This is a genomic window from Hymenobacter armeniacus (genome assembly GCF_014699055.1).
In the GTDB taxonomy this organism is placed as follows: Bacteria; Bacteroidota; Bacteroidia; order Cytophagales; family Hymenobacteraceae; genus Hymenobacter; species Hymenobacter armeniacus.
Genome location: NZ_JACXAC010000003.1, coordinates 33,548 through 55,756 on the forward strand (window position 1 = coordinate 33,548; position 22,209 = coordinate 55,756).

12 protein-coding genes are annotated in these 22,209 nt (G+C 63.7%); 3 read left to right on the plus strand and 9 right to left on the minus strand.

The window, feature by feature from the left end; translation table 11 throughout:
* Positions 1-7: 7 nt before the first annotated feature.
* Together IC234_RS08615 and IC234_RS08620 are read right to left on the minus strand one after the other, a co-directional pair.
* Positions 8-2,398 (minus strand): polysaccharide biosynthesis tyrosine autokinase, encoded by a 2,391-nt coding sequence (locus tag IC234_RS08615; protein ID WP_190923474.1) that lies wholly within the window; start codon positions 2,396-2,398, stop codon positions 8-10.
* A 50-nt stretch (positions 2,399-2,448) separates the two neighbouring features.
* The gene (locus IC234_RS08620; RefSeq protein WP_190923475.1) at positions 2,449-3,231 is read right to left on the minus strand and encodes a polysaccharide biosynthesis/export family protein; all 783 of its coding nucleotides are present in this window, start codon (positions 3,229-3,231) and stop codon (positions 2,449-2,451) included.
* A gap of 415 nt (positions 3,232-3,646) precedes the next feature.
* On the opposite strand from IC234_RS08620, the gene IC234_RS08625 reads away from it, so the two are divergent.
* Positions 3,647-4,399 (plus strand): LytR/AlgR family response regulator transcription factor, encoded by a 753-nt coding sequence (locus IC234_RS08625; protein WP_190923476.1) that lies wholly within the window; start codon positions 3,647-3,649, stop codon positions 4,397-4,399.
* On the opposite strand, the gene IC234_RS08630 is transcribed toward IC234_RS08625, so the two are convergent.
* Positions 4,383-7,049, minus strand: coding sequence for a PAS domain-containing hybrid sensor histidine kinase/response regulator (locus IC234_RS08630; RefSeq protein WP_190923477.1), 2,667 nt, complete (start codon positions 7,047-7,049; stop codon positions 4,383-4,385). The two genes, IC234_RS08625 and IC234_RS08630, sit on opposite strands and share 17 nt — an antisense overlap.
* A 920-nt stretch (positions 7,050-7,969) precedes the next feature.
* Here IC234_RS08630 and IC234_RS08635 point away from each other — a divergent pair.
* Positions 7,970-10,477 carry a PAS domain-containing sensor histidine kinase gene (locus IC234_RS08635; RefSeq protein ID WP_190923478.1) on the plus strand — a complete coding sequence of 836 codons (2,508 nt, stop codon included), beginning with the start codon at positions 7,970-7,972 and terminating at the stop codon, positions 10,475-10,477.
* Between the two features lie 38 nt (positions 10,478-10,515).
* On the plus strand, positions 10,516-10,923 hold the full coding sequence (locus IC234_RS08640; protein ID WP_190923479.1) for a response regulator: 408 nt from the start codon (positions 10,516-10,518) through the stop codon (positions 10,921-10,923).
* A 190-nt stretch (positions 10,924-11,113) separates the two neighbouring features.
* On the opposite strand, the gene IC234_RS08645 is transcribed toward IC234_RS08640, so the two are convergent.
* The 6 genes from IC234_RS08645 to IC234_RS08670 all read right to left on the minus strand — a co-directional run bounded on the left by IC234_RS08645 (position 11,114) and on the right by IC234_RS08670 (position 22,196).
* The gene (locus IC234_RS08645; protein WP_190923480.1) at positions 11,114-11,761 is read right to left on the minus strand and encodes a serine hydrolase domain-containing protein; all 648 of its coding nucleotides are present in this window, start codon (positions 11,759-11,761) and stop codon (positions 11,114-11,116) included.
* Between the two features lie 748 nt (positions 11,762-12,509).
* On the minus strand, positions 12,510-13,346 hold the full coding sequence (locus IC234_RS08650) for a metallophosphoesterase family protein (protein WP_190923481.1): 837 nt from the start codon (positions 13,344-13,346) through the stop codon (positions 12,510-12,512).
* On the minus strand, positions 13,339-14,694 hold the full coding sequence (locus IC234_RS08655) for a sodium:solute symporter family transporter (RefSeq protein WP_190923482.1): 1,356 nt from the start codon (positions 14,692-14,694) through the stop codon (positions 13,339-13,341). Before IC234_RS08655 ends, IC234_RS08650 begins: the two co-directional genes overlap by 8 nt.
* A 10-nt stretch (positions 14,695-14,704) precedes the next feature.
* Entirely contained in the window at positions 14,705-16,153 is a 1,449-nt protein-coding gene (locus IC234_RS08660) for a SusD/RagB family nutrient-binding outer membrane lipoprotein (protein WP_190923483.1), read from the minus strand.
* A 16-nt stretch (positions 16,154-16,169) separates the two neighbouring features.
* The gene (locus IC234_RS08665) at positions 16,170-19,388 is read right to left on the minus strand and encodes a SusC/RagA family TonB-linked outer membrane protein (protein WP_190923484.1); all 3,219 of its coding nucleotides are present in this window, start codon (positions 19,386-19,388) and stop codon (positions 16,170-16,172) included.
* 933 nt (positions 19,389-20,321) lie between these two features.
* Positions 20,322-22,196 carry a hypothetical protein gene (locus IC234_RS08670; RefSeq protein WP_190923486.1) on the minus strand — a complete coding sequence of 625 codons (1,875 nt, stop codon included), beginning with the start codon at positions 22,194-22,196 and terminating at the stop codon, positions 20,322-20,324.
* Positions 22,197-22,209 lie beyond the last annotated feature (13 nt).

A 22,209-nucleotide genomic window follows, 5' to 3' on the forward strand; every position in this document is an offset into this window, starting at 1 on the left:
CGAGGCCTTATTTGTAGTAGGCGTAAGCATTGCGCTGGTGGCGGTGCTCGTAGCTGCCGGCAAAGCGCACGTCGTTAATGAGCAGGTATACCTGCCGGATTTTCTCGTCCTGGTACAGCTCGTTGATGCGGCCCACCAGGTCGCGGTCGGTGTAGTTGTGGCGCACCACGTACACGGTGGCGTCGAGGTGCTGCACCAGCACGAAGTATTCGGCCACAAAGCCCACGGGCGGCGTGTCGAGTACCACGTAGTCGTACTCGGCGCGCAGGCGTTGCAGCAGCGTGGCCATGCGCGGGCTTTCGAGCAGCTGCGTGGGCCGGGCCGGCACCGGGCCGCAGGGTATCAGGTCGAGGCCGGGCACGCCGCTGGGGCGGCGGCACTCGTCGAGGGAGCAGTCGTCGGCCAGGTAGCTGGTGAGGCCGTGCAGGGAGCTGGGCGCCAGCGGGAAATAGGCGGCCACGGTGGGGCGGCGCAGGTCGGTTTCCACCAGCACCACGCGGCGGCCGGAGTGGGCCAGCTCGGTGGCCAGGTTCACGGCGCAAAAGGTTTTGCCCTCGCCGGGCACCGTCGAGGTCACGCCCAGCACCTTTTTGTCGGGCCCGGCCGTGAGGTACTGCAGGTTCACCCGAATAGAGCGAAACGACTCGGCAATGGGGCCTTTGTTGCGGTGGGCCAGGTCTTTGGTGTCGGCCGGGGTGCCGTGGGCCACCACGCCCAGCACCGGAATGTTGGTCATGCGGGCCAGGTCGTTCTGGCCCTGCACGGTCTGGTTGGCTTTGTCGAGCAGCAGCACCAGGCCGGCGGGCAGCAGCAGCCCGGCCAGCAGCGCAATGAGCCCCACCAGCTTGGGATTGGGCGAATCGGGGCCGGCGCTGGTGCGTTGGGCGCGGTCCACCACGCGCTTGTCGGTGGTGTTGGTGGCCAGGGCCAGGGCGGCCTCGTTGCGCTTCTCCACCAGGAAGTTGTAGTTCTTTTCGTTGAAGTCGCTCTCGCCCTTCAGCGAAGCCAGCTGGCGCTCGTTTTCGGGCATGCGGCTGATTTGGCCGCGCACTCGGGCCAGCTGGGCGTCGAGGTCGCGCAGGCCGATGGCGGCGGTGCGGCTCATGTTGGTGAGGGTCTGCATCAGGGCCTCCTTGGTGCTGCGGATGCGCTCGTCCGTCACCACCAGCAGGGGGTTGGCGTCGCTGCCGTTCACGCTCAGGGCGGCGCGGCGGCTGTTGAGCTCGTTGAGCTGCAAAATGAGGCTGTTGAGCACGCCGTCGTCGATGCCGGCGCTGCTGGGCGAGGCCATCTGGCCGCCGCCTCGGTTGGCCTGCAGGTATTCGAGCAGGCTCTGGCAGTAGCGGCGGGTGGTGGCGGCGCGGGCGCGGGCCGTTTCCAGCTCGGCCAGCCGGCCAATCTCCGACGACGACTGCGCCTGCACGTCCACCACGCCCCGCGTGGCCCGGAACGCCGACAGCGCCCCCGCGGCCTGCTGGCGGGTGCGGGCCAGCTTGGCAATCTCCTCATCCAAAAACGCCAGGCTTTTGCGGCCGGTCTGGTTTTTGGCGCGCAGGTCGGCGGCGATGTACACGGCCATCAGCGTATCCAGAAAGGCCTGTGCCTGGGCCGGCACGCTGTTTTTGAGGCGTATCTCCACAATGCGCGAGTCGTGGTCGATGGGGCGCACGGCCAGGCCTTCGGCGTAGCGGCCGGCGGCCCCGTTCACGTCGTTCAGCACAAAGCCGTAGCGCCCTGTGCCGGCCTCGAAGGGCACGCCCGGCACGGGCCGCAGCACCAGGCGCAGCAGCGGGTGGCGCAGGGTGTCGCCGGCGGCCAGGGTGGTGTCGAGGCGCACGTTCCAGGTGTCGCGCACCGCGCTGCCGGTGGGCAGGTCGGCGAGCCGGGCGCGGGCGGCGGTGGCCTGCAGGCGGTAGCGCCCGGCCCCGGCGGGCGCCACGTACACGCGCACGTCGGCGAGCTGGGGGGCCGTCAGGTCGGGCAGCACCTCAAAGGGCATGGCGGCGGCGGGCTGCTCGCGGCGCAGCACGGGCCGCAGGCGGTTCAGCCAGGAGGCGGGCTCGCGGAAGTAGGCCACGGCAAAGGGCAGCCGGCGCACGGCCTGCCGCACGGTGGCCCCCGAAGTGATGAGGCCGATTTCGTCTTCCATCTTGAGGGCCTTGTCGTGCACTTCCAGAATCTGCAGCAGCTCCTGGGCCCGCTTCGAGCCCGTGGCCTGGTCGCCGAGCAGCATGGTGGCGCGCAGGCCGTACACCGGCGGCGTCACTTGCAGGTACACGTAGGCCAGCGCCCCGGCCAGCAGCAGGGCGCCCGCAAACAGCGGCCAGCGCCGCCGCAGCTTAAAAAACAGCTGGCTCAGGTCCAGTTCGTCGGCGGCCGGTTCGGGAGGTGTTTTCATACGGCGAGCCGGGCCCGGCGGCGGCCCGCAGCCGCCCGCCTGCCCCGCGGTTAGTTGGATTTCAGAAAGCTGAGCAGCAGCACCACGGCCGAAATGCCGGCAAAGGCCAAGCCGAGGTTGTTGGCGTTGGCGCGGGCGGCGCGCGCCCGCAGCGGCTCCACGTAGAGGGCGTCGTTGGGCAGCAGGTAGTAGTAGGGCGAGCCCAGCAGGGCGGGGTCGGTGAGGTTGAGCAGCACCACCTGCGAGCCCGTGGGCGTTTGGCGGATGAGCTTCACGTTCTGGCGGTTGCCGTACTCGGTGAGGTCGCCGGCCAGGCCCAGGCCTTCGAGCACGCTGGCCTGGCCGTTGTACACGAAGTAGCGGCCGGGGTTGCGCACCTCGCCCAGCACCGTCACCTTGAAGCTCAGCAGCTTCACCACCACGTTGGCCCCCCGCACGAAGCCGCTCACGCGCTGCTGCACCAGGGCCTGCGCGGCCATAACATCCAGCCCGGCCACTTTGAGGGCGCCCACCGTGGGCAGCGCAATCTGCCCGTCCTCGCTCACCGAGTAGCCGCTCAGAAACATGGCGCCGGGGTCGCTGTTCATCATGGCGCGCGCATCGGCCACGTTGAACAGTTCGTTGAATTCGGGCTGCGGGCTCTGCACCCGCACCGACAGCACGTCGTTGGGCTGAATGCGGTAGCTGGGGCGGGCATTGGCCACGGCCACGGCCGAGGACGCGGAGTAGCCCGGGCTTTGCAGGTAGGGCAGCTGCCGCTGGGCCACGCAGCCGCTCAGCAGCGTCAGGGCCGGCAGCAGCCACCGCAAGCAGGAGGAGGGGAGAGACGGCATGGGAAGGGAAGCAGTGGCGGTCGGAGCAGGTGGGTTCCCCAAATCGGGCCGGGTGACGGTTCTGGCGCAGCGGTGGGTACTTGCGGCGCACCGGGCCGCCGCCGGTTGGAGTGGCCTGACAAAACTCGTTGCCGGCCCCAGCCATCGAAATGAGGAGCATCAATTTCCGAATTGAGGATGCTCACTTGCGCGCCGCAACGGTAAGGGCCTTATTGCCAAAACGAAAAGCCTCCGGCCCTTCCCGGTGGCCGGCGGTGCCCGCGGCACGGCGCGCTTTTGAGCAAAATGCCGCCGCGGGCGCACGATTCCGGGGTTGCAATTCCTCTGGTAATATACTATATTTGGTATATTGTGGTAGCATCCGAGTGTTTCACAATTTGCGCTGCCACCATTGCCCCATCCTTCGTACGCGCCCATGGCTGACTCCGCACTTCTCCGTTGCCTTATCGTGGACGACAACGAAGCCAGCCGCCTGATGCTGGCCCACATGGTAGGGCTCACCCACACGCTGGAGCTGGTGGCCAGCCTGCCCGACGGCGTGCAGGCCCTGAGCTACCTGCAAACCCACCCGCCGGTCGACATCCTGTTCCTCGACATCGAAATGCCGGAGCTGACCGGCCTTGCCCTCGTGCAGCTCCTGCCCGAGCCCCACCCGGAAATCATCCTCGTGAGCACGCACGCCGACTTCGCCATCGAAGCCTTCGAGCTGCACGTGACCGACTACTTGGTGAAGCCGGTCGATTTCGCCCGGTTTCGGCGGGCCGTGGACGTGGCCGTGCGCCGCCGCCGGGCCGCCCTGGCCCACGAAGCCGCCGCCGCCTTGCCCGTGGCCGCCCGCAAAGACGCCCTCGAGGACTGGTCGGAGCTGTTTGTGAAAGTCAACAACCGCTTGGTCAAGCTCAACTTCGACGAAGTGCTCTACATCGAGGCCATGTCGATGTATTCGGTGCTGGTCATGGCCAACCACAAATACATCGTGCACGCCACGCTCAAGCAGCTGGCCGAGCGGCTGCCGTTTGCGCACTTCCAGCGCGTGCATCGGTCCTACATCGTCAACACCCGCCTCATCGACAGCATTGAGGACAACATGCTGGTGGTGGGGCCCTACGAAGTTCCGCTGGCCAAATCCTACCAGGAGGTGCTGTTTCGCTCTATTCGGAGCCTGTAACGTGGGCGTCCGCGTCGCGGCGCAGGGCCTGCACCACGTCTTCCACGGTGGCCACAAATTCCTGCGCCGCCGCCCGAAACACCGCCGGGTCCACCGCCGCCGGGCCGCGGCCCCGCCCGTGAATGGGCGCAAGCAGGGTGGTGGTGCAGCTTTCCAGCCCGCCCACGTCCAGCGTCTTCAAATTGAAGTGCAGGTAGTGTACCTGCTGGGCCGCCGTGCGCCAGTCGCCCTCGGCGGCGGCCGCGCTCAGCTTGGCCAGGGCGGCGGGGGCGTTGTTCAAAAACGAGGCAACGACTTTGTCCACCAGCGCGTGGTCGCCTTTGGCAAAGCTCTGCAGGCCGGCCAGGCTGTAGGGGCGCGCCGGCCGGGGCACGGCCAGGAGCTGCTGGCACAATTCGGCTTCGCTGAAGGGCTTGGCCAGCCGGCCGATGATGCCCTGGCGCCGGTAGTAGTCGTCGGGGCGCGGCAGCGTGGCCGCCGTGAACGCAATGACCGGGGTGTGGGCCCGCGCCGGGTGGGGCAGGGCGCGCAGGCGGCGCACCACCTCCAGCCCGCTGAGGTCCGGCATCTGAATGTCGAGCAGGGCCACGTCGAAGTCCTGCGCCGCCAGCAGGCGCAGCGCTTCGGCCCCGCTGGCGGCCTCGGTGGGCCGAATGCCCCAGTCGGCCAGCGTCAGGCGCGTGACTTCGCGGTTCATCTCGTTGTCGTCGGCCAGCAGCACGCGCAGGCCCGCCAGGCGGGCCGGAAGGGAGGGCTGCTCGGCGGCAGGTGCCGGGCGGGCGCCGGCCGGGGCTTTGGGCAGGGCCAGCTCCAGCGTGAAGCAGCTGCCCCGGCCCGGCTGGCTGGTCACGCCGAGCGTGCCGCCCATTTGCCGGGCCAGGCGCCGGCTGATGCTCAGGCCCAGTCCGGCGCCGCCGTAGTGCCGGCCGGTGGCCGCGTGGGCCTGGGTGAAGTCGTCGAACACGCTCGCCAGCATTTCCGGCGCAATGCCAATGCCGGTGTCGGCCACCCGAAACCGCACCCGCAGGGCGGTGGAGCTTTCGGCCAGCACCCGGCAGCTAACGCGAATGCTGCCCCGGTCCGTGAATTTCACGGCGTTGCTCACCAGGTTGAGCAGAATCTGGTTGAGGCGGAGCGGGTCGCCCAGCACCCAGCGCCGCGGAAACGGCCGCCCCGCCGTGGCCCCCTGAAACCGCAGCCCCTTCTCCCGGGCCTGCGCCGCCAGCGGCCGCAGCACGGCGTCCACCGAGTCGCCCAGCACAAACGGCACGGCTTCGAGCTCAATGGCCCCGCTGTTGAGGCGGCTGAGGTCGAGCACGTCGTTGAGCAGGCCGGTGAGGTGCGCGCCGGCCTGGCAAATGCTGCTCAGCAAATACCGCTGCCGCTCGGTCAGGGCGGTTTTGCCCAGCTGCGCCGCCAGCCCCAACATGCCGTGAATGGGCGTGCGCACTTCGTGGCTGATGCTGGCCAGGAACACTTCGCGGGCCCGGGCGCTGGCCGCCGCCTGCTGGCGGCTGCGCCGGGCTTCCCGCTCGGCCTCAATGCGCGCCGTGATGTCGTGCGAATGGCCGATGACGTAGGCCGGTTGGTCGGGTTCCTGCACCAAGGTGTTGTGAAACAACAGGTAGCGCACCTTTTCGGGCGCCGTGCCCACTCGCAGCACGCCAGTGGCGCTGCCCGCCGAACCGACCCGGGCCAGGTACCGGCTCAGCGCGCCCTGCTGCTCCGGCTGCAGAAACCGGCCAAGGGGCTGGCCCACCAGCTCGGCTTCGGGCCGCTGCAGGAGCGCGGCCAGGGCCGGGTTCACCGTAAGCAGGCGCCCGGTCAGGTCGTGGGTGCAAATCAGGGTTTGGGTGTGGCGCAGCAGGTCGTGGTACTGCTTTTCGCGCAGGGCCAGCACCTGCTCGTGGCGCTTGAGGTCGGTGATGTCGGTGGTCACGCCCAGCACGAACACCGTGCCGTCGGGGTTGTGCAGGGGGCAGCGCACGGTCTGGTACCAGCGCCGCTCCCCCGAGTCGAGGGTCAGCGTCATTTCTTCCCGCACTTCGCCGTTGGTTTGGCGCACCTGCTCGTTGATTTCGGTGCGGCGTCGGCGTTCGGCGTAGGCGGGGGTGGCCGGGTCGTGGTGCGCCGGCCCGCTGTACACCTGCAGGTGTTGCATCAGCTCGCGCACGGCCCGGTTGTAGAAGACGGGCCGGTCGGCCGTGTCGTACACGGTAAACAGGGTGGAGCTGGTGTCGAGCATGAGCTGCCGGAAATCCTGCTGGTGGCGCAGCTGCTGCTCGGTGGCCCGCCACGCGGTCACGTCGACCAGGTAAAAAAACGTTAGCTCCTGGTCTGCGGCGCTGGCGCTGCTCACCTGCCAGCACTGGCCGTTGGCCTCTAGCACGGCCGGCTGGTTGGCGGGCTGGGTGCGCAGCCACTCCGCGGCGTCGCTCAGTGCCTGCCACAAGGCCGTGGGGCTGCTGCCTCGAAACGCCTGCCGGATGCGGCGGGCGGCGGGGTTGGCGTAGCGCAGCCGGCCGCCCGCGTCGAAGCACAGCACCGGGTGCGGGTTGTGGTCGAGGAGCGCCGCCGGAAGCGCCAGGTCGGGAGGCCGGGCATCGGTGCGGACTTCCAAGGCAAGAGAGTCGGTGGTGCTTTCGAACATGCTGATGCGTGCTGAGAAGTGAAGCGCACAACAGGGATGCGCCGGAAGCTATGCTCGGGAACGTAGCAAGTTACTGCTAATCAATAGCTCCTTGTATGGCGGGCACACCGCGGAAGGCTACTGACCCAAAGCAAATATATAAAATATTATATGTATAATGACTAGTTTCTGGTTTGCTGTTGAGCTTATTAAGATAGCTAAGTTTGTTTTTAATTGATGTTAATGGACCGTCGGCCGAAAAGTTAACGCCTTGACCTGGCGGGCATCGGCAAAGAGCGAAACCGCCCTGGCAAACAAGCTAGCAGGAATTCCTGCCACCGCGGCTGCCTCAGGCGGAGTAGGTGCCGGCAGCTCACCCGCGACCGGCACCACGTTCCTAAATTCCGCCGAGCGATTGGCTCGGGCTATGAAAACAATCAGCGCCGCGGCTGATTTTAATCAGGCTGCCCGCCGAAACGCTTGGGCGCTTGGCGCAGGATGAAATGGAAAAAGGCGCCCTTGGGAGGCGCCTTTTGTGTAGTCCGTGGGGCTCAAACGGGGCTATGCCAGCCTTGGGGGTGCTATACGCCCCGATGGAAAAAGGGAGCAGTTTTGTAGGGCAAGGCCTGACATGAGGCGAAGGGCATGGTGTGCTGAGAATGACTAGGGAAGAGACGGAAATATGGCAGCGGATGCTTCACGCACGCTAGGACGACTGTCGGGTGCAGGGGCTCTCGGCGGGGCGTAGATTCGTGTTTACTTTTCCAGCCAACAACCAGCCAAACACGGCTCGCTACACCTGCCTTACCTAACAATGCTGCAGACTGTACCAAAACGCACGCCTGCCCGATTCAAGAGCGGCCCCAACAGAAACCCACTATTTTCAGTATCCGCGACGAGGATGCGTGCTGGTTTCCGCACGCCCTGACACCACCCCATTTATGCCAGACTCTTCCAGCCGCTTGCCCGCAGGACTCCCCGCTGACCCCACCCTGTTAGCCACGCTGCTGAATCTGCTGCCGATGGGGGTTATCTACTACACCCCCGTGGTGGATGCCGCGGGCACGCTGACGGACTTGGCGCTGGCTTACCTCAACCCGGCCGCCCAGCGCATGACCCGGCTGCCCGCCCAGCCGGGCACCACCTACCGGCAGCAGTTTCCGACGACCGACGACAACGGCGCCTGGGATTTTCACCGCCGGAGCTGGCTTGCCCAGGAGCCCCAGCAGTTCCAGTTTTATTACGATGCGGACGGCTTCGACAGCTACTTCCGCGTCACGGCCCAGCGCCAGGGAGAAGGGCTCCTGGCCGTTTTTACCGACACGCAGGACGAAGTGCGCAGCCAGGCCGAGCAGGCGCTGCTTGCCAGCCAGGCCCGGGAGCGGCAGCGCACCCAGGAACTGGCGGCGGCGCAGGCCGCCACCGAGCGCGAGCGGGCGCTGCTGCAAGCCTTGCTCACCCAGGCCCCGGTGGCCATTGCCTTGTTTCAGGGCGAGCAAATGCGGGTAGCGGCCGTGACCACCGAGATGGCGGCTATCTGGGGATACACGCCCACCCAGGTGGTGGGCCGGCCCCTGCTCGAAGGCGTGCCCGAGCTGCGCGGCCAAGGCTTTGACGACCTGCTGCGGCAGGTGTTACACACCCGCGAGCCGGTCTCTGGCACGGAAACCCCGGCCCAACTGCTGCGCGACGGCCAACTGCAAACCAGCTACTACAACTTCATCTACCAGCCGCTTTTCGACGCGCAGGGGCAGGTTCTCGGCGTTATCGACGTGGCGGTGGACGTGACCCAGCAGGTGCTGGCCCGCCGGCAGGTAGAGCAGCTCAACCAGGAGCTGGAAGTGCGCGTGCAGGAGCGCACCCGCCAGCTCAGCGAGCAGCAGGCGCTGCTGGACCGCATCCTGGGGCAGGTGCCCGCGTCCGTGGCCACGCTCCACGGGCCCGACCACCGCTATTCGTTCATCAACGAACACTACCAGCAGCTGGTGGGCAACCGGGTAACGCTGGGCCAGTCGGTTGCGGAGGCCCTGCCCGAAGCCGCGGAGCAGGGCTTCGTGGCCCTGCTTGACCAGGTGTACCAAACCGGGGAGCCCTACGCCGGCGACGAAACCGTGCTCTTCCTCCAGCAGCCCACGGGCCCGCCCACTGAGCACTACCTCAATTTTGTGTACCAGCCCCTGCGCGACGACCAGGGCCAGGTCCACGGCATCCTGGCCTTTGCCGTGGAAGTCACCGAGCAGGTATTGGCCCGGCGGGAGCGCGAAACCCAGCGCCGCGAGCTAACCACCCTCTTCGAGCAGGCCCCGGTCGGGGTGTGCATCCTCGACGGTCCGGAAATGGTTTACAGCTTTGCCAACCCGGCCTACCAGCGGATATTGCCCGGCCGCGAACTGCTGGGCCGCTCGGTGCTGGATGCCATCCCGGAGCTGCGGGGCACCGAAGTAGAAACCCTGCTGCGGCAGGTATACGCCACGGGCAACACGTACCAGGCGCAGGAGCAATGCATTCCCGTGGCCCGCGCGAACGGCAGTGGCGAGCTGGAAAATCGGTATTTCACCCTGGTGTACCAGGCCCGGCGCGACGAACACCACCGCATCACGGGCATTTTCAATCTGGTGGTGGAAGTAACCGAGCAGCTGCTGGCCCGTCAGCAGGCCGAGCAGAGCCGCCACCAGGTGCAGCTCCTCAACGAAGAGCTGGCCACCATCAACCGGGAGCTGCTTGCCAGCAACGACGAGTTGTATGCGAGCAACACCCAGCTCACGCGCACCAACGTGGACCTGGACAATTTCATCTACACCGCCAGCCACGACCTGAAGGCGCCAATTACCAACATTGAGGGCCTGCTGCTGGCCCTGGAGCACGAACTGCCGGCCGCCAACCGCCCGGGCGACGTGTCGCTGATGCTGACGATGATGCAAGAGGCGATTGAGCGCTTTCAGCGCACCATCGTCCACCTCACCGACCTGAGCCGCCTGCAAAAGGAGCACAACCCGGCCAGCGCCGCCGTGCCCCTGGCCCCGGTGGTGGAGGCGGTGCGCCTCGACATCATCCCGCTGCTGGCGCAGACCCGGGGCCAGCTGACGGTAAATATTCCCAAGGACCTGACGGTAACGTTCGCCGAGAAGAACCTGCGCTCGGTGGTGTACAACCTGCTCAGCAACGCCTTCAAGTACCACCACCCCGACCGCGTGCCCGTGGTGCAGCTGCGCAGCGGGCTCGCCGACGGCTACGTGGTGCTGGAGGTGCAGGACAACGGCCTGGGGCTGGACCTGGCGCAGGGGCAGGAGCGGCTATTTGGCCTGTTTCAGCGCCTGCACACCCACGTCGAGGGCACGGGCATCGGCCTGCACATGGTCAAGCGCATGCTGGAAAACGCCGGCGGCCGCATCGAGGTGAGCAGTCAGCTGGGGCAGGGCACCACGTTTCACGTGTACTTTCGGCGGTAGGGTCGACCGCAAAGCCCTCCGCCTCGTATACGCCAGCCATGCCTTCAATTCCCCTTGTGCTGCTGGTGGATGATGACCCCACTACCAACTTTCTTCATAAGAAGCTGCTGCAGCGCCTCGACGTGACGAACGACATCCGCGTGGCCCTCAACGGGCAGGAAGCCCTGCGCGAACTGCAGCAGCTTGGCCAGTCGCCCCGGGCCGACCAGTCGATACTGGTGTTACTGGACGTCAACATGCCCGTGATGACCGGTATCCAGTTTCTGGAGGCGTACGAGCACCTGCCTGCCGCGCTGCGGCGGGCGGTAGTGGTGGTGGTAGTAACCAGCTCCGTCAGCCCCCGGGACCGGCAGCGGGCGCAGGAGCTGCCCATTGCTGATTACCTCGACAAGCCCTTGACGCAGCAGCAGATGGAGCGCGTCGTGGCGCAACATTTCGCTGCCTAGCGCCAGGCAGGCGGATTGGGCCGCAGCGGTGACCAGCCGGCAGCTTTGTTATAAAGGGCCAGGGCCAGTCAAGCACAGCCTGCTTCAGCCGCCGGAAAGGTGTCCGAGTATTGCCTGATGCCACCGGCGCGAGCCCGCGGCGGAACCCCGCCGTCCCTGACCATTGCGTAGCGGCGACGCGATAGCAGTACTAAGCCCTTGTGCGGCCGCAAAAAAGGGAGTCGGCCCAGGGCTGCCTGGCGATGCGCGCCACCACTTCGCCCGCCACCAGGTAGAGGTTGTTGTCGTAATCGAACCGGCTGCGAAAGGAAGCGGCGGGCTTGAAGTAGCGCAGGGCGTGAAGGACGTCGTGAACGGTGAAGTCGGCGGAGTCGGGAAACAGCATCAGGTCGCCCGTGCCCAGACCCATGCCGCTGCGGTGGCAGAGCAGGTCGCGCACCGTGAATTCGGCCGTCGCGTAGGGGTCGTACAGTTGGAACTCGGGGAGGAACTTCGTCACCTTGTCGTCCCACCGCAGTTTGCCTTCGTCCACGAGCAAGCCCAGCGCGGCCGCCGTGAAGGCCTTGGTGGTGGCGCCAATGCCGAACAGGGTGTTGGCGTCCACCGTCGCCTTCGTTTTTAGCGAACGCACGCCATAACCCTTGCTCAGCACGATTTGCCCGTCTTTGACCACGGCCACGGCCATGCCTGGCACGTCAAAGGCTTTCAAGGCGCGAGCCACCGCCGCATCCACGGCGGCCACGTCGAGGGGGGCCGCCGCGGGCGCCGCCGTTTGGGCCCAGGTAGGCAGCGAAAAAAGGCCGGCCAGCAGGTAGCCGCAGCAGCGAGAAAGAAGCATGCGTAAAGGAAAGGGTGCGAAACAGATGGCCAAAAGTAGATGCTTTATGCCACCGCCCTGCAAAGACTGTGACCGCCTAGTTGCCCGATACCCTATCTGTTTGTCCAATGCGCCATTCCGTGAATGGCGCTCGTTAGCGGCACTACCGTTTTCCTAAACGTTGCCAAGCAGTTTGGCTGCGTACGCCTTCAGGTTGCCGCGTGCGGCGCTACCCCTGCGGGCCGAACCAGTAGGAGAGGAAGAGGTGGCCGGTTCCGTTGTAAGACGGCCGGGTGCTGCCCCTGCTGCCCGTTGGCACCAGCCCCACGCTGTACTCGGCCTGCGCCAGGAGCGCCCCGCGCCGAATTACCTGGCCTACCGGCTCGACACGGCCCAGTGGGTGCGTAAAAACGGGTGCTGTACGTGCGCATTCGCCGGCCGCAGCCCGCGGAGGCGGTGGTCTGCACGGCGCGCGGACCCGGCTACGCAGCGTTTACCGTCATCAGCGCCCGAATAAAGCCCGGCAGCGAGTAAGCCGCGCCCAGTGCTTGATGCCCAGCTGTGCTCCTGCGGCGGTTTGAGATTGATGAGGCTTGAACAGCAAGACGTTTAGCCAAACGGCGCAATGATGGCGTTGCATGAGCGACCCCCTGCAAACGCGTAGACGGTTCGAGCCGCTTTGCCGGTGCCCAACCGTTTTTGTTTCGGCCGCCCGTTGCGCTGCCCGGCATACAAACGGTAGAAGCGGGAAGCTACCCTGCTCGTTGGTTTAACAATGCAACGTGATGGCCCGGCCCTGCAACGCCTTCTCAGACGCTGGTAAAATGTCGCAGTTGTCCCAGATGCCCGTCAGGAGCGTGTCAGCATAGGAATCGGGAAGCCCATTGGTCCGCATCAACTGGTGCGCCTGGCCGTTGTCGTAGGTAAAGGCATGAAAGGTGTAGCTGAAGCGGCCATCGGTGTCATCGAGCAGCAGGTACCATACCCGCGGGGTGCCGTCGTTGGCGGGCATCCCAATCACGCCCGCGTTGAGCCAGTGGTGCCCGGCCCGTTCATCGGCAAAGGGCAGGCCGGCGTGACCGGCCAGGATTACCTCGGCCCCGGTGGCGGCAAAGCTAGCTTCCTTCACCAGCCAGGGAGTCGAGGCAAACACAAAATCGGCAATGCCGGTGGCCGCCCCGTGCAGCACGGCCACCGCCTTGCCCGCGTACCGGAAAGCCAGCTGCAGCGGCAGGGTGCTCAGCCAGGCCACCGAGCCCGCCGACAGGCTCCGCACCGCGTAGGGAAACCAGGCGCGGGACAACAGGTCGCACCGGCTGCCCTCGGCGAAGTTGCAGCCGCAGTCGTCTTCGCCCCGGATGATGTTCTGCTCCACATTGCCCTGAATGGCGTGCACGCCCCATTCTTTCACCAGCTGCACCGCGGCTTCGGGCTGGGCGCAGTAGCCCACGATGTCGCCGGTGCAGATGATGTTGCCCGCCGGAATCTGCAGCTGGTCGGCAATGGCTTTGAGCGCCGCCAGCGCCTGCAGGTTTGAGTAGGGCCCGCCGAAAACGAGCAGCCGGCCGCTGCGTGGGCCGAGGTCCTGGGTGAGTGGGCTATGCATGGGAGGTTTTTTTTCGAAGAAGAACACAGAGCCCGTATGCGCCGAAGCAGAACCCCGACGTAATCAGGTTCGTGCTCAGCAGCGCCCCGTATTTGCCGTTGCCCAGTTGCAGGGCCTCGGGCAGGGGAAAAAGCGTCAGCAAACCGCCCAGCACCAGCCCGCCCACCACCACCAGGTGAAAGGCCAGGCGCGGCACGGGCACGTGCCAGAACAAAAACACGGGGGCCAGCCCCAGCACCAGCGTGCCGCTGATGGTGGTGGCCGAGAGAATGGCGGGGTTGAAAAACACCGGAATGGTGCCCAGCACCGTCAGCACCACCATGGCCCAGCGGCCCCTCGATACGCTGGGCACGGCCGCTTTGCTCAGGTCGATGCTGATGAGTTTGGAGAACGAGGCCATGGCCGAATCGAGGGTCGACGAGGCGGAGGTGACCATGATGAGGTTCAGCAGCAGCAGCATTGGCACCCCGAAGTACCGCGCCACGGCCACTGGGGCTTCGCCGGTCAGAGCGTTGAGCTTGGCGAAGATGCCCACGAAGCTAAAAAAGATGATGCAGCTAGACCCGATAACGGCCGCCCAGAGGTAAGACCGCAGCGTGGTGCGCGTGTCGGAAATAAAGCCCCGGTCGGTGAGCACGGGGTCGTGAAAGGGGTAGCTGAAACACTGCACCAACGCCACCAGCAGCAAGTCGACGCCCTGCCCCAGGGTCCATTCCCCGCTGCGCAGAAAGGGCTGCAGGCTGCCCCCGTACTGCGGCAGGATGAACCCCAGAATCACCGTGAGCAGCACCACGAAGAGCGAGAGCTGAATCACGTCGGTCATAATGGAGCTGCTCATGCCGCCCTTGAGCGTGTAGGCCAACGTCAGCAAAGTGAACACCACAATGGCAACGTAGTAGGCCGTCGTGCCCTGGGCACCAAAATACGAGCCGATGACGATGGTGTTGGACCAGATTTCGTTGTACAGCCGAATGATAATCAGGCAGGTAAAGACGACCACTGCCCCCGCGCCGTATTTCGACTCCAGAAAATGGTGGATGCTGCGGTAGCCCCCTCGGTTGCGCATGGAGACGATGACGAAACCGGCCACCAGAAACGACAGGTAGTACCCCGCGTAGGCCACGCCCCCCACCAGCCCGAAGCTCTGGCCCAGGTTGGCGGCATTGGTAATCGACTTGGCAAACAGCCAGGAAATGACCAGGCTACTCGTCAGGAAAACCGCGTTGGGGGTGCGCTCTTTGCGGGCTCCTCGGAAAAATTCGGGCGCGGTGCGGGACAGCGGCGACACGAAAAACAGCGTGACGCTGGAGGCCAGGACCAACGCCCACTGCAACAGGGTGGTGCTCATACGCGGGGAATCATCGGGCCCACCAGACGGGGACGTTGATGCTGTTGTTCTGGGTGTTATCGGCCGCTTTTTTGTACTGCACCGCGTTTAGCGCACTTTCCGTGGCGGGGTAGGGCATTCGCTTGGGAAGGAGCCCGTTGTTGAGGCTGGCCGCAACCGTTTTCAGGGCCGGGAAACCCGTGCGGCGGTACTCGGTCCAGCCTTCGTAGGCGTTGTTGATGTTGCCCAGCCATTTCTGCGTCAGTATCTGCTCGATGGGGTTCTGGCCGTTCTGCCCGTATGCCACCCGGCTGCTGGTGAGGTAGGTGGCGGGCAGCGCCGTGCCCCAGTAGGCAAACGACTGGGTGATGCCCTGCTCGTACAAGGTCCTGGCCGAGGTGGATATCAGCCCCCGCTGGGCGGCTTCGGCCAGCCAGAAACTGGTTTCGGCCGCGGTCATGTAGTTGGCCGATAACCGGTCGGAGCTTTCCCGGAAGATGCTGCCCGTCAACGAGTAATCGGCCACCGAAATAATGAGCCGGGAGGCATCCGGTCCGTTCAACAGGCCTTTGTAGGTGCCCGGGGTGGCCGCGGCGGGCCGGAAATACGTCGCTATCCGCGGGTCGCCCAGCCCCGTCAGCAGCTCCTCGCTGGTTTTGGACATGATGAACAGGTTGAAATCGCCGATGCGGGCCGTCGACATGCGGAAGTTGTTGGGCTGCGCCAGCGAGAACCGGAAGGCGGCATTGTCGGCATTTGTGCGGATGTAATTGCCATCGGTCACGATTTTTTGCAGGGCCGCCTGCACGTTGACCTTGCCCGATATGCGCATCAGCGCTTTTATTTTCAGCGAGTTGGCAAATAGCACCCATTTGCTGCGGTTGCCCCCGTAGAGGATGTCCCCTTCGAGCGCCGTCGGCCCGTTGTAATTGTTGATGGAGGCAATGCCCTTGTCCAGGTTGTCGAGGATGCCGCCGGGCGCCGTGTAGATGGATTCCTGCGTGTCGTAGGCCGGCGTAATCACCCCCGCTTTGCCCTGCAGGGCTTCGCTGTAGGGCACGTCGCCGTACAGGTCCGTCAGCGCGGCGGCCATGTAGGCCTTCAGTATCAGGGCCGGTCCTTCGTACACCCCAAACGCTGCATTGGCGCGCGCTTTTTGCAGCAGAATCTCGTTGTCGCGCAGGTTGCTGTACAGAAACGGCCAGGGGTTGCCGCCGTACTGCGGCTCGCTCAGGCTGTGCCGGTCGAACAGGTTGAAGTCGATGGCCGTGAAGTACTGCCCCAGCAGGTTGCCCGCCACGAAGGCTTCGTAGGACATCTGCTCGCCGTAGTCGAAGATGACTTTGCGAAACAGCAGCGACGGTTGCACGTCGACCGGCGCGTTGGGGTTCGTGTTGATTTCCTTGAAGTTGTCCGTGCAGCCGGGCAGAAGGCCCGCCAGCGCGGTCAGCAGCAGGAGGCTGTATAATTTCCGTTTCATGGTCTGGTGGCAGGGCTTAGAAATTCGCGCTTAGTTTCAAGCCCAGGTTGCGGGTGGTCGGGTAGGTCATGTCCTCAACGCCGGTCTGCAGCTGGTTTTGCTGGAACGAGGTCTGCTCGGGGTCGAAGTGCGGGATGTGCGAAACGGCCAGCAGGTTGCGTCCGACCAGGGCCACGGTCAGCCGCTGCGTGCGCAGCTTTTTGGCCAGCCAAGCCGTTTCGGGCACCGAGTAGCCGATGGTCACTTCCCGCAGCTTCACATACGAGGCATCGTAGGTGTTATTCTCTTCGTGGTTGCGGTCGTAATACATCCGGTAGTAGGTTTCGGCCGGAATGGCCTTCGTATTAGGCTGGTAGTTCGGGTTTTCGGGGGTGCTGACATTCACCACGCCTTTGGCCACGATGCCCGCGTCGGGCCGGTCGGCCGTTTCCATCAGCTGGCCCGCCACGCCGGCCAGGGCCAGCGTGCGCGACACCAGAATGCCGCCCTGCCGCCAGTCGAGCAGAAAGCCGAGGTTAAAATTGCCGACGCTGAACTGGTTCGACAGCCCCACCATGAAGTCGGGGTTGTAGTTGCCCAGCTTCTTCAGGGTATTGTCGGCAATGTACTGCCCGTTGCTGCCCACGATGAAGTCGCCCTGCGCGTTGCGCAGGTAGCCCGTGCCCCACATGTCGCCCATGCGGTCGCCCTGCCGCACCTGGTACCACACGGTCTGGTTCACGTTGTCGTAGATGCGGTTGTAGCCCAGCGTCAGGGTGCCGGCTTCTGCGGGCAAGGACACCACGGTGGTCCGGTTCTGGCTGAAATTCAGGGTTGTATTCCACCGGAAGCGGCTCGTCTGCACGGGCGTGGCGCTCACCACCGCCTCGATGCCCCGCGAGCGTACCTCCCCGCCGTTGATGACCCGTTCGCTGTAGCCCGTCGGGATGGCAATGGGCAGCGACAAAATCTGGTTGCGGGTGCGGGAATCATAATACGTCAGGTCGAACCCCAGCCGGTCGTTGAGGAAACGGACATCGGCCCCCACTTCCAGCGAGGTAATCGATTCCGGTTTCAGGTTGGTGTTGGCAATGGTGCTCTGGTCGCTGAACGCCGGCTGCGAAAACACCGGGTTGCGGGAGGTGAATACCCCCGCCGTCTGATACGGACTGGTGTCGTTGCCGACGTTGGCGGCGCTGGCCCGGACTTTGGCAAACGACACGAGAGCGGGCAGCCGGAACTGGTTCGACAGCACCCAGCTGGCCGATACCGACGGGTAGAAGAAGGAAGTGTTGGCCGTCGAGGTGGGGGTCGCCAGGGCGCTCGACCAATCGTTGCGCCCGGTAATATCAACAAACAACACGTCCTTAAACCCCAGCTTGGCCAGGGCATACAGGCTGTTGATGCGCTTGCGGCCGCTCTGCTGGTACACCTCCACCGGCGAGGCGGCGTTGTTGAGCTTGAACACGCCCGGCTGCGCCAGCGTCAGGGCCTGGTATTGGTCGAACGAGGCCAGCTGGTCCATGCGGTTGCCCCCGGCCGACACGTCGAGCGAAAACGCCCCTAAGCTGCGGGCATAATTCAGCAGGAAGTCGGTGTTGATTTCCCGGAACAACACGGCGTTTTCGGCGTAGGCGCCGCTCTTGAAGCGGTTGCTGCTGAAGGCCCGCCGAAACTGGCGGTTCTCGTTGGAGTAGTCCATGCCGCTGCGCACCAGCAGCGTCAGGTTGTTGGCCAGCTCGCCCGTGAGGGCCAGGTTGCCGATGAGCCGGTCGCGGGTAAAGGAATTGCGATTTTCGTAGAGCGTAAAATACGGGTTGTCGAAGAAGGTGTAGTTGTAGGAAAATTGCTGGATGCCCTCCAGCCCCGGCTGCCAGTACTGCTTCATGGGGTCGACATCGGTTTGGCGGCCCAGCCAGGCACTCAGGGCGTAGTTGGTATTCTCCGAACCGTACTTGGTGGCGGGGCGGTTGGCGCTGCCGCTGTTGATGTAGTTAATCGAGGAGCTGATTTTCAGCCGCCGGGTCGGGTCAAACTGCAGCCGGGCGGCCAGGGTTTTGCGCTTGAGGTCCACCCCCGGAATAATCGACTGGCTGTTGAGGTCCGTGTAGGAAAGCCGGTAGCTGCCTTTGGCGTAGTCGCCCGAAACGGCCAGGTTGTTGATGGCCGTGTGCCCGGTCTGGTAAAAATCGCGCAGGTTGTTGGGGTGCGACACAAACGGCGTCGGGGTGATGGGCAGGCCGCTGTAAAGCTTCGTATCGGCGCCGCGCACCACCTGGCCGTTGGGCAGTGTCACGGGGCTGTCGTACTGCGGAATGAGCAGGCCCGCGTCCAGCTTCGGGCCGTAGCTGTACGAAATGTTGTCGTTGACGCCCCCGCCCAGGCCGTCGCCGTACTTGAATGCCCCGCTGTTGCCCTGCCCGTAGGTGTTCTGGAAGCGGGGCAGCTGAAACGGCTGCTCGGCGTAGAAGGTGCTGTTGAAGCTCACGCCAATGCCCTTGCCCGCCGCCGAGCCGTCTTTGGTGGTAATCAGGACGACCCCGTTGGAGGCCCGAGTGCCGTACAGGGCGGCCGCGCTGGGGCCTTTCAGCACCGACACCGACGCCACGTCGTCGGGGTTGATTTCCCCGGCCCCGTTGCCGAAATCGATTTCCTGAAACCCGTTGGCATCGTCGTTGACGCGGTTGACCACCGTGGCGTTGTTAATCACAATGCCGTCGACCACGAACAAGGGGTTGTTGTTGGTAAAGGACGATTCGCCCCGGATGGTGATGCGCGACGAGGCCCCCACCCCGGTCGAGCCGGCCGTGACCATGACGCCCGCCACCTTGCCCGCCAGGTTGTCGAGGAAGTTGGCCGCCTTCACCTCGCTCACCTGCCGGCCCTCCACCTTCTGCACCGCGTAGCCCAGGCTCTGGGCGTTGCGCTCCAGCCCCAGGGCCGTCACCACGACCTCGTTGAGGGCAAGGCCCGCCACCAGTTTAACCGTTAGGTTGGCTTGGCCCGTGTACGGGATTTTCTGCGATTGGAAGCCCAGGCTCGAAATAACAAGGGTGTCAGCGGGCTGGAGATTGGTCAGCGTGAATGTTCCCGCAGCATTGGTGAGCGTACCCACTTGCGTGCGTTTCACCTGCACGGTGGCACTCGGTATCGGTTGGGAAAAGGTATTATCTAGAACCTGCCCGGTAAGTTTCTGGGCAGCTGCAGAAACGGATAATAGGGGTAGAAAGGCAAAAAGGGGTAGTATTCGTCGCATTTATGAGAAGTATTCGAGGAAAATTTTGGCAAGCTACAGAATGAGGAAGTCTAGAAATGCCGAATAGCAGCGGGCCGCATAGTTCTCCTGCTATGCCAACCACAACCAGCGGGGCGTCGCCCAACAAACGGCATAACCACGGCGGCGGATTTAAAACCGAATTGCCACCCCATGAAGGAATGCGCTGCATGTGCCGCGTGTAATGGTGCCGAAATGATAACGCTTCAAAGGCTTTTGACTGTCAATTGCGAGGTAATGCACTCAGTCAAGTCCTGGTGGGCTGCAATTGTTAGCACGAGGCTTCGTTGCAGCGCCCAAACCCGAGCGTGGCCTAGCTCGATGCCTTATCCATCAAGCGCAGCCTGCGGAGCGTGTTGAAAAAAGGCGTTGACGCCTACAAATGAGTTCAGCCGGCACTGGTGCGATGCGGAATACTACACCGATGGCAACATGCTTAGTGGGTCAGCCGCGCCCAGTTTCGGTACCTAGAGAGTGGAGCCGACCATCAGTAAGGTGGCCTCGGCCACGCGGCAAACGCCTAGTCGTCAGTACATCACGTGGTCGGACGACGACACGGCCAATGTGGAAGAACAGCTGGAGGTACGCAACGCCGACCGGCCAGAGGCGCAGATTAAGTACATATGTCACAAACAACAAAGAAAAAGGCCCTCCTGCTAGCAGGAGGGCCTTTTGTGTAGTCCGTAGGGGCCTCTAAATCATAATCTTAAACCGATTCAAGTCGTCTAAAACCGTCTCCTTGGCCCTTTCTGGGGGTATGCTCCACAACTAAAAATCGGCTTTGGTCGGCTCTAATAGGCCTGAGAAGGGCGGCGGGTTCCCTACAGGGTCCCCCGGTTCAGGGTATTGAGTTAAGCCCCGCACCATCATCATGTGCTGTAACCGTGGACCATTTTGAACAAAGGTTTTGCTTTGCTACAACCCTGGTTCACTGCTGGCTGCATCACCTGCGCTATCCGGTGTAGCCTCTGCTGCAACTGGTCCGAAATGGAAATGGGACAGGCGTAACAAAACCAGTACCATCAAAACAGCTTTTTCGATGGAGTACTGGTGCAGGTGGTGGTAATAAGCATGCGCAACGTTGTTGCGAACATTTTTACCCTCGGACAAGCAGACGTACCGAATAAAATAGCACTCGTTCTCGTCAAGCAAGTCTTTCTCCTGGGCTAGGTCGAGCAGACCATCAAAAGCGACTTCGCGTAGGTCCCGCTGCCGAGCCGTGATGGTGCTGGCGCCTGAGCGTTGTAACAACTCCCGGAGTAGCCCTTCCATTTTCGGAGTCAACGAATCGAGGCACAGCACAAAATCTGGCTGGCCGCTGCCGTTAGCTACTTTACCAAGCTGCTGGAAGAAATTTTCTAAGCCAGGTAATATCAATGGAGCCCAAGCGTACTCAACGGTGTTGCCACTAAAGTCACTTTCGGGGAGCGGTTGAGCAAACCAACTGTGCTGCTCCAAGTAACTACGGACGGTCTCAAAAGTGAATTTGCCTTGCCGGTAGCCTTCAACGAACAGACGGCCGGTATACTGGAGCTGGAGCTGCAGCCCGAGGCTATACATTTGTTTGGCATAGCGAAGGTTGCGCTCCTCCTCATCGGCGCCGCTGGGTTCGTGCGACGTATTCCGGTTTTCGTCGATGTAAACGGTGGGGACTAAATCCAGGAAAGATGGCTGCCGCTCTTGGGCGGCTTTCTGCTTCATATCTGCGAAATCCGGGATGGCGCGCGGCGAAAAGGCTAGGTACCGACAAACCTCATCGGCGTCAACGGCTAAAACGGCTTCGGTGTGACGTTTAATATCGTCGGCCAGCATTTGGGACTGTTCCGGGGTAAACTCGCTGGTTACAACGCCTAGGCGGAGCTTGTCCTTAAGGGCTTGAGCCTGCTCCAGGGAGCGGGTTTCAGCTGCCTGGTCACCGGATAGCTGGTAGGCATTGGCCGCACGGGTCAGGAACTCGATGGGCATGAGGCTGGAGTCATCGGAGAGACGTTGGGCGGCCAAGGCCTCGTAGGTCTGTCCCAAACGCTGATGCCACTCACGGGGGGGCAGCTGGCTGCCTTGGGCGAAAGGCGCTGCCAGCTTACAAAGGTGCTCGCAGGTGTGATAGTCGGCAGCGGCGAAGCGTTCCTCAAACAGGCTGACAACAGTGGGTAAAATAGTGCCCGCGGGGTCATGGGCCCGAAACAGCTGAGCCTGCTCGGTGATGAGCGTGAAGATATGAGCGCGACCCTCTTGCTCGTAAGGCACAGCGCCGGTAAAGCGGTCGAGGGCTGCCGCCGCCGTATCAGCCTCGCGGTGACGAAAGCGGGTGGAAATGGCGCAAGCTTGCCGCAAGATATCCAGACAGTCCCGGCGCCCACTGATACAGTCCGCTTGATTGAGAGCAGCGAGCAGGCTATCCAAGGCTGCTATAGCGTAGCGGCCGCTTTTAATAGGCTTGGGAGCATTCCAGAGAATAAGGCCGTAGCGAGCCTTCAGGAAGGGATTGGTGGTTTGATCGAAGCGTTGCTGATAATAGCTTAACGCATCGCTGCCAAGGTCGTTGGGCAGGGGCGAGCCCACTGTTTGGCCTTCGGTCGTGGTGGCTGAAAACTCCCGTTCGGCGGTGCACTCCTTGAACCAGATACCCAGTGCAATCCGCTCATATTGGACCGCTGGGGCTATTTCACTGGGAGCCGTAGCCTCTTTTAGTTCGGCAGTAAGATCACGGTCATGGATAGCATTCCATGTGTGACAGTTGGTATCTAAAAAGCTGGCTAAGTTAGCTATAGAAGTAAAAATTTCTGGCATATGCTACAGATTG

Excerpts from the sequence above, each read along its gene's own strand:
- IC234_RS08615 (WP_190923474.1), bottom strand. The coding sequence starts at position 2,398 with ATGAAAACACCTCCCGAACCGGCCGCCGACGAACTGGACCTGAGCCAG.
- IC234_RS08620 (WP_190923475.1), bottom strand. The coding sequence starts at position 3,231 with ATGCCGTCTCTCCCCTCCTCCTGCTTGCGGTGGCTGCTGCCGGCCCTG.
- IC234_RS08625 (WP_190923476.1), top strand. The coding sequence starts at position 3,647 with ATGGCTGACTCCGCACTTCTCCGTTGCCTTATCGTGGACGACAACGAA.
- IC234_RS08630 (WP_190923477.1), bottom strand. The coding sequence starts at position 7,049 with ATGTTCGAAAGCACCACCGACTCTCTTGCCTTGGAAGTCCGCACCGAT.
- IC234_RS08635 (WP_190923478.1), top strand. The coding sequence starts at position 7,970 with ATGCCAGACTCTTCCAGCCGCTTGCCCGCAGGACTCCCCGCTGACCCC.
- IC234_RS08640 (WP_190923479.1), top strand. The coding sequence starts at position 10,516 with ATGCCTTCAATTCCCCTTGTGCTGCTGGTGGATGATGACCCCACTACC.
- IC234_RS08645 (WP_190923480.1), bottom strand. The coding sequence starts at position 11,761 with ATGCTTCTTTCTCGCTGCTGCGGCTACCTGCTGGCCGGCCTTTTTTCG.
- IC234_RS08650 (WP_190923481.1), bottom strand. The coding sequence starts at position 13,346 with ATGCATAGCCCACTCACCCAGGACCTCGGCCCACGCAGCGGCCGGCTG.
- IC234_RS08655 (WP_190923482.1), bottom strand. The coding sequence starts at position 14,694 with ATGAGCACCACCCTGTTGCAGTGGGCGTTGGTCCTGGCCTCCAGCGTC.
- IC234_RS08660 (WP_190923483.1), bottom strand. The coding sequence starts at position 16,153 with ATGAAACGGAAATTATACAGCCTCCTGCTGCTGACCGCGCTGGCGGGC.
- IC234_RS08665 (WP_190923484.1), bottom strand. The coding sequence starts at position 19,388 with ATGCGACGAATACTACCCCTTTTTGCCTTTCTACCCCTATTATCCGTT.
- IC234_RS08670 (WP_190923486.1), bottom strand. The coding sequence starts at position 22,196 with ATGCCAGAAATTTTTACTTCTATAGCTAACTTAGCCAGCTTTTTAGAT.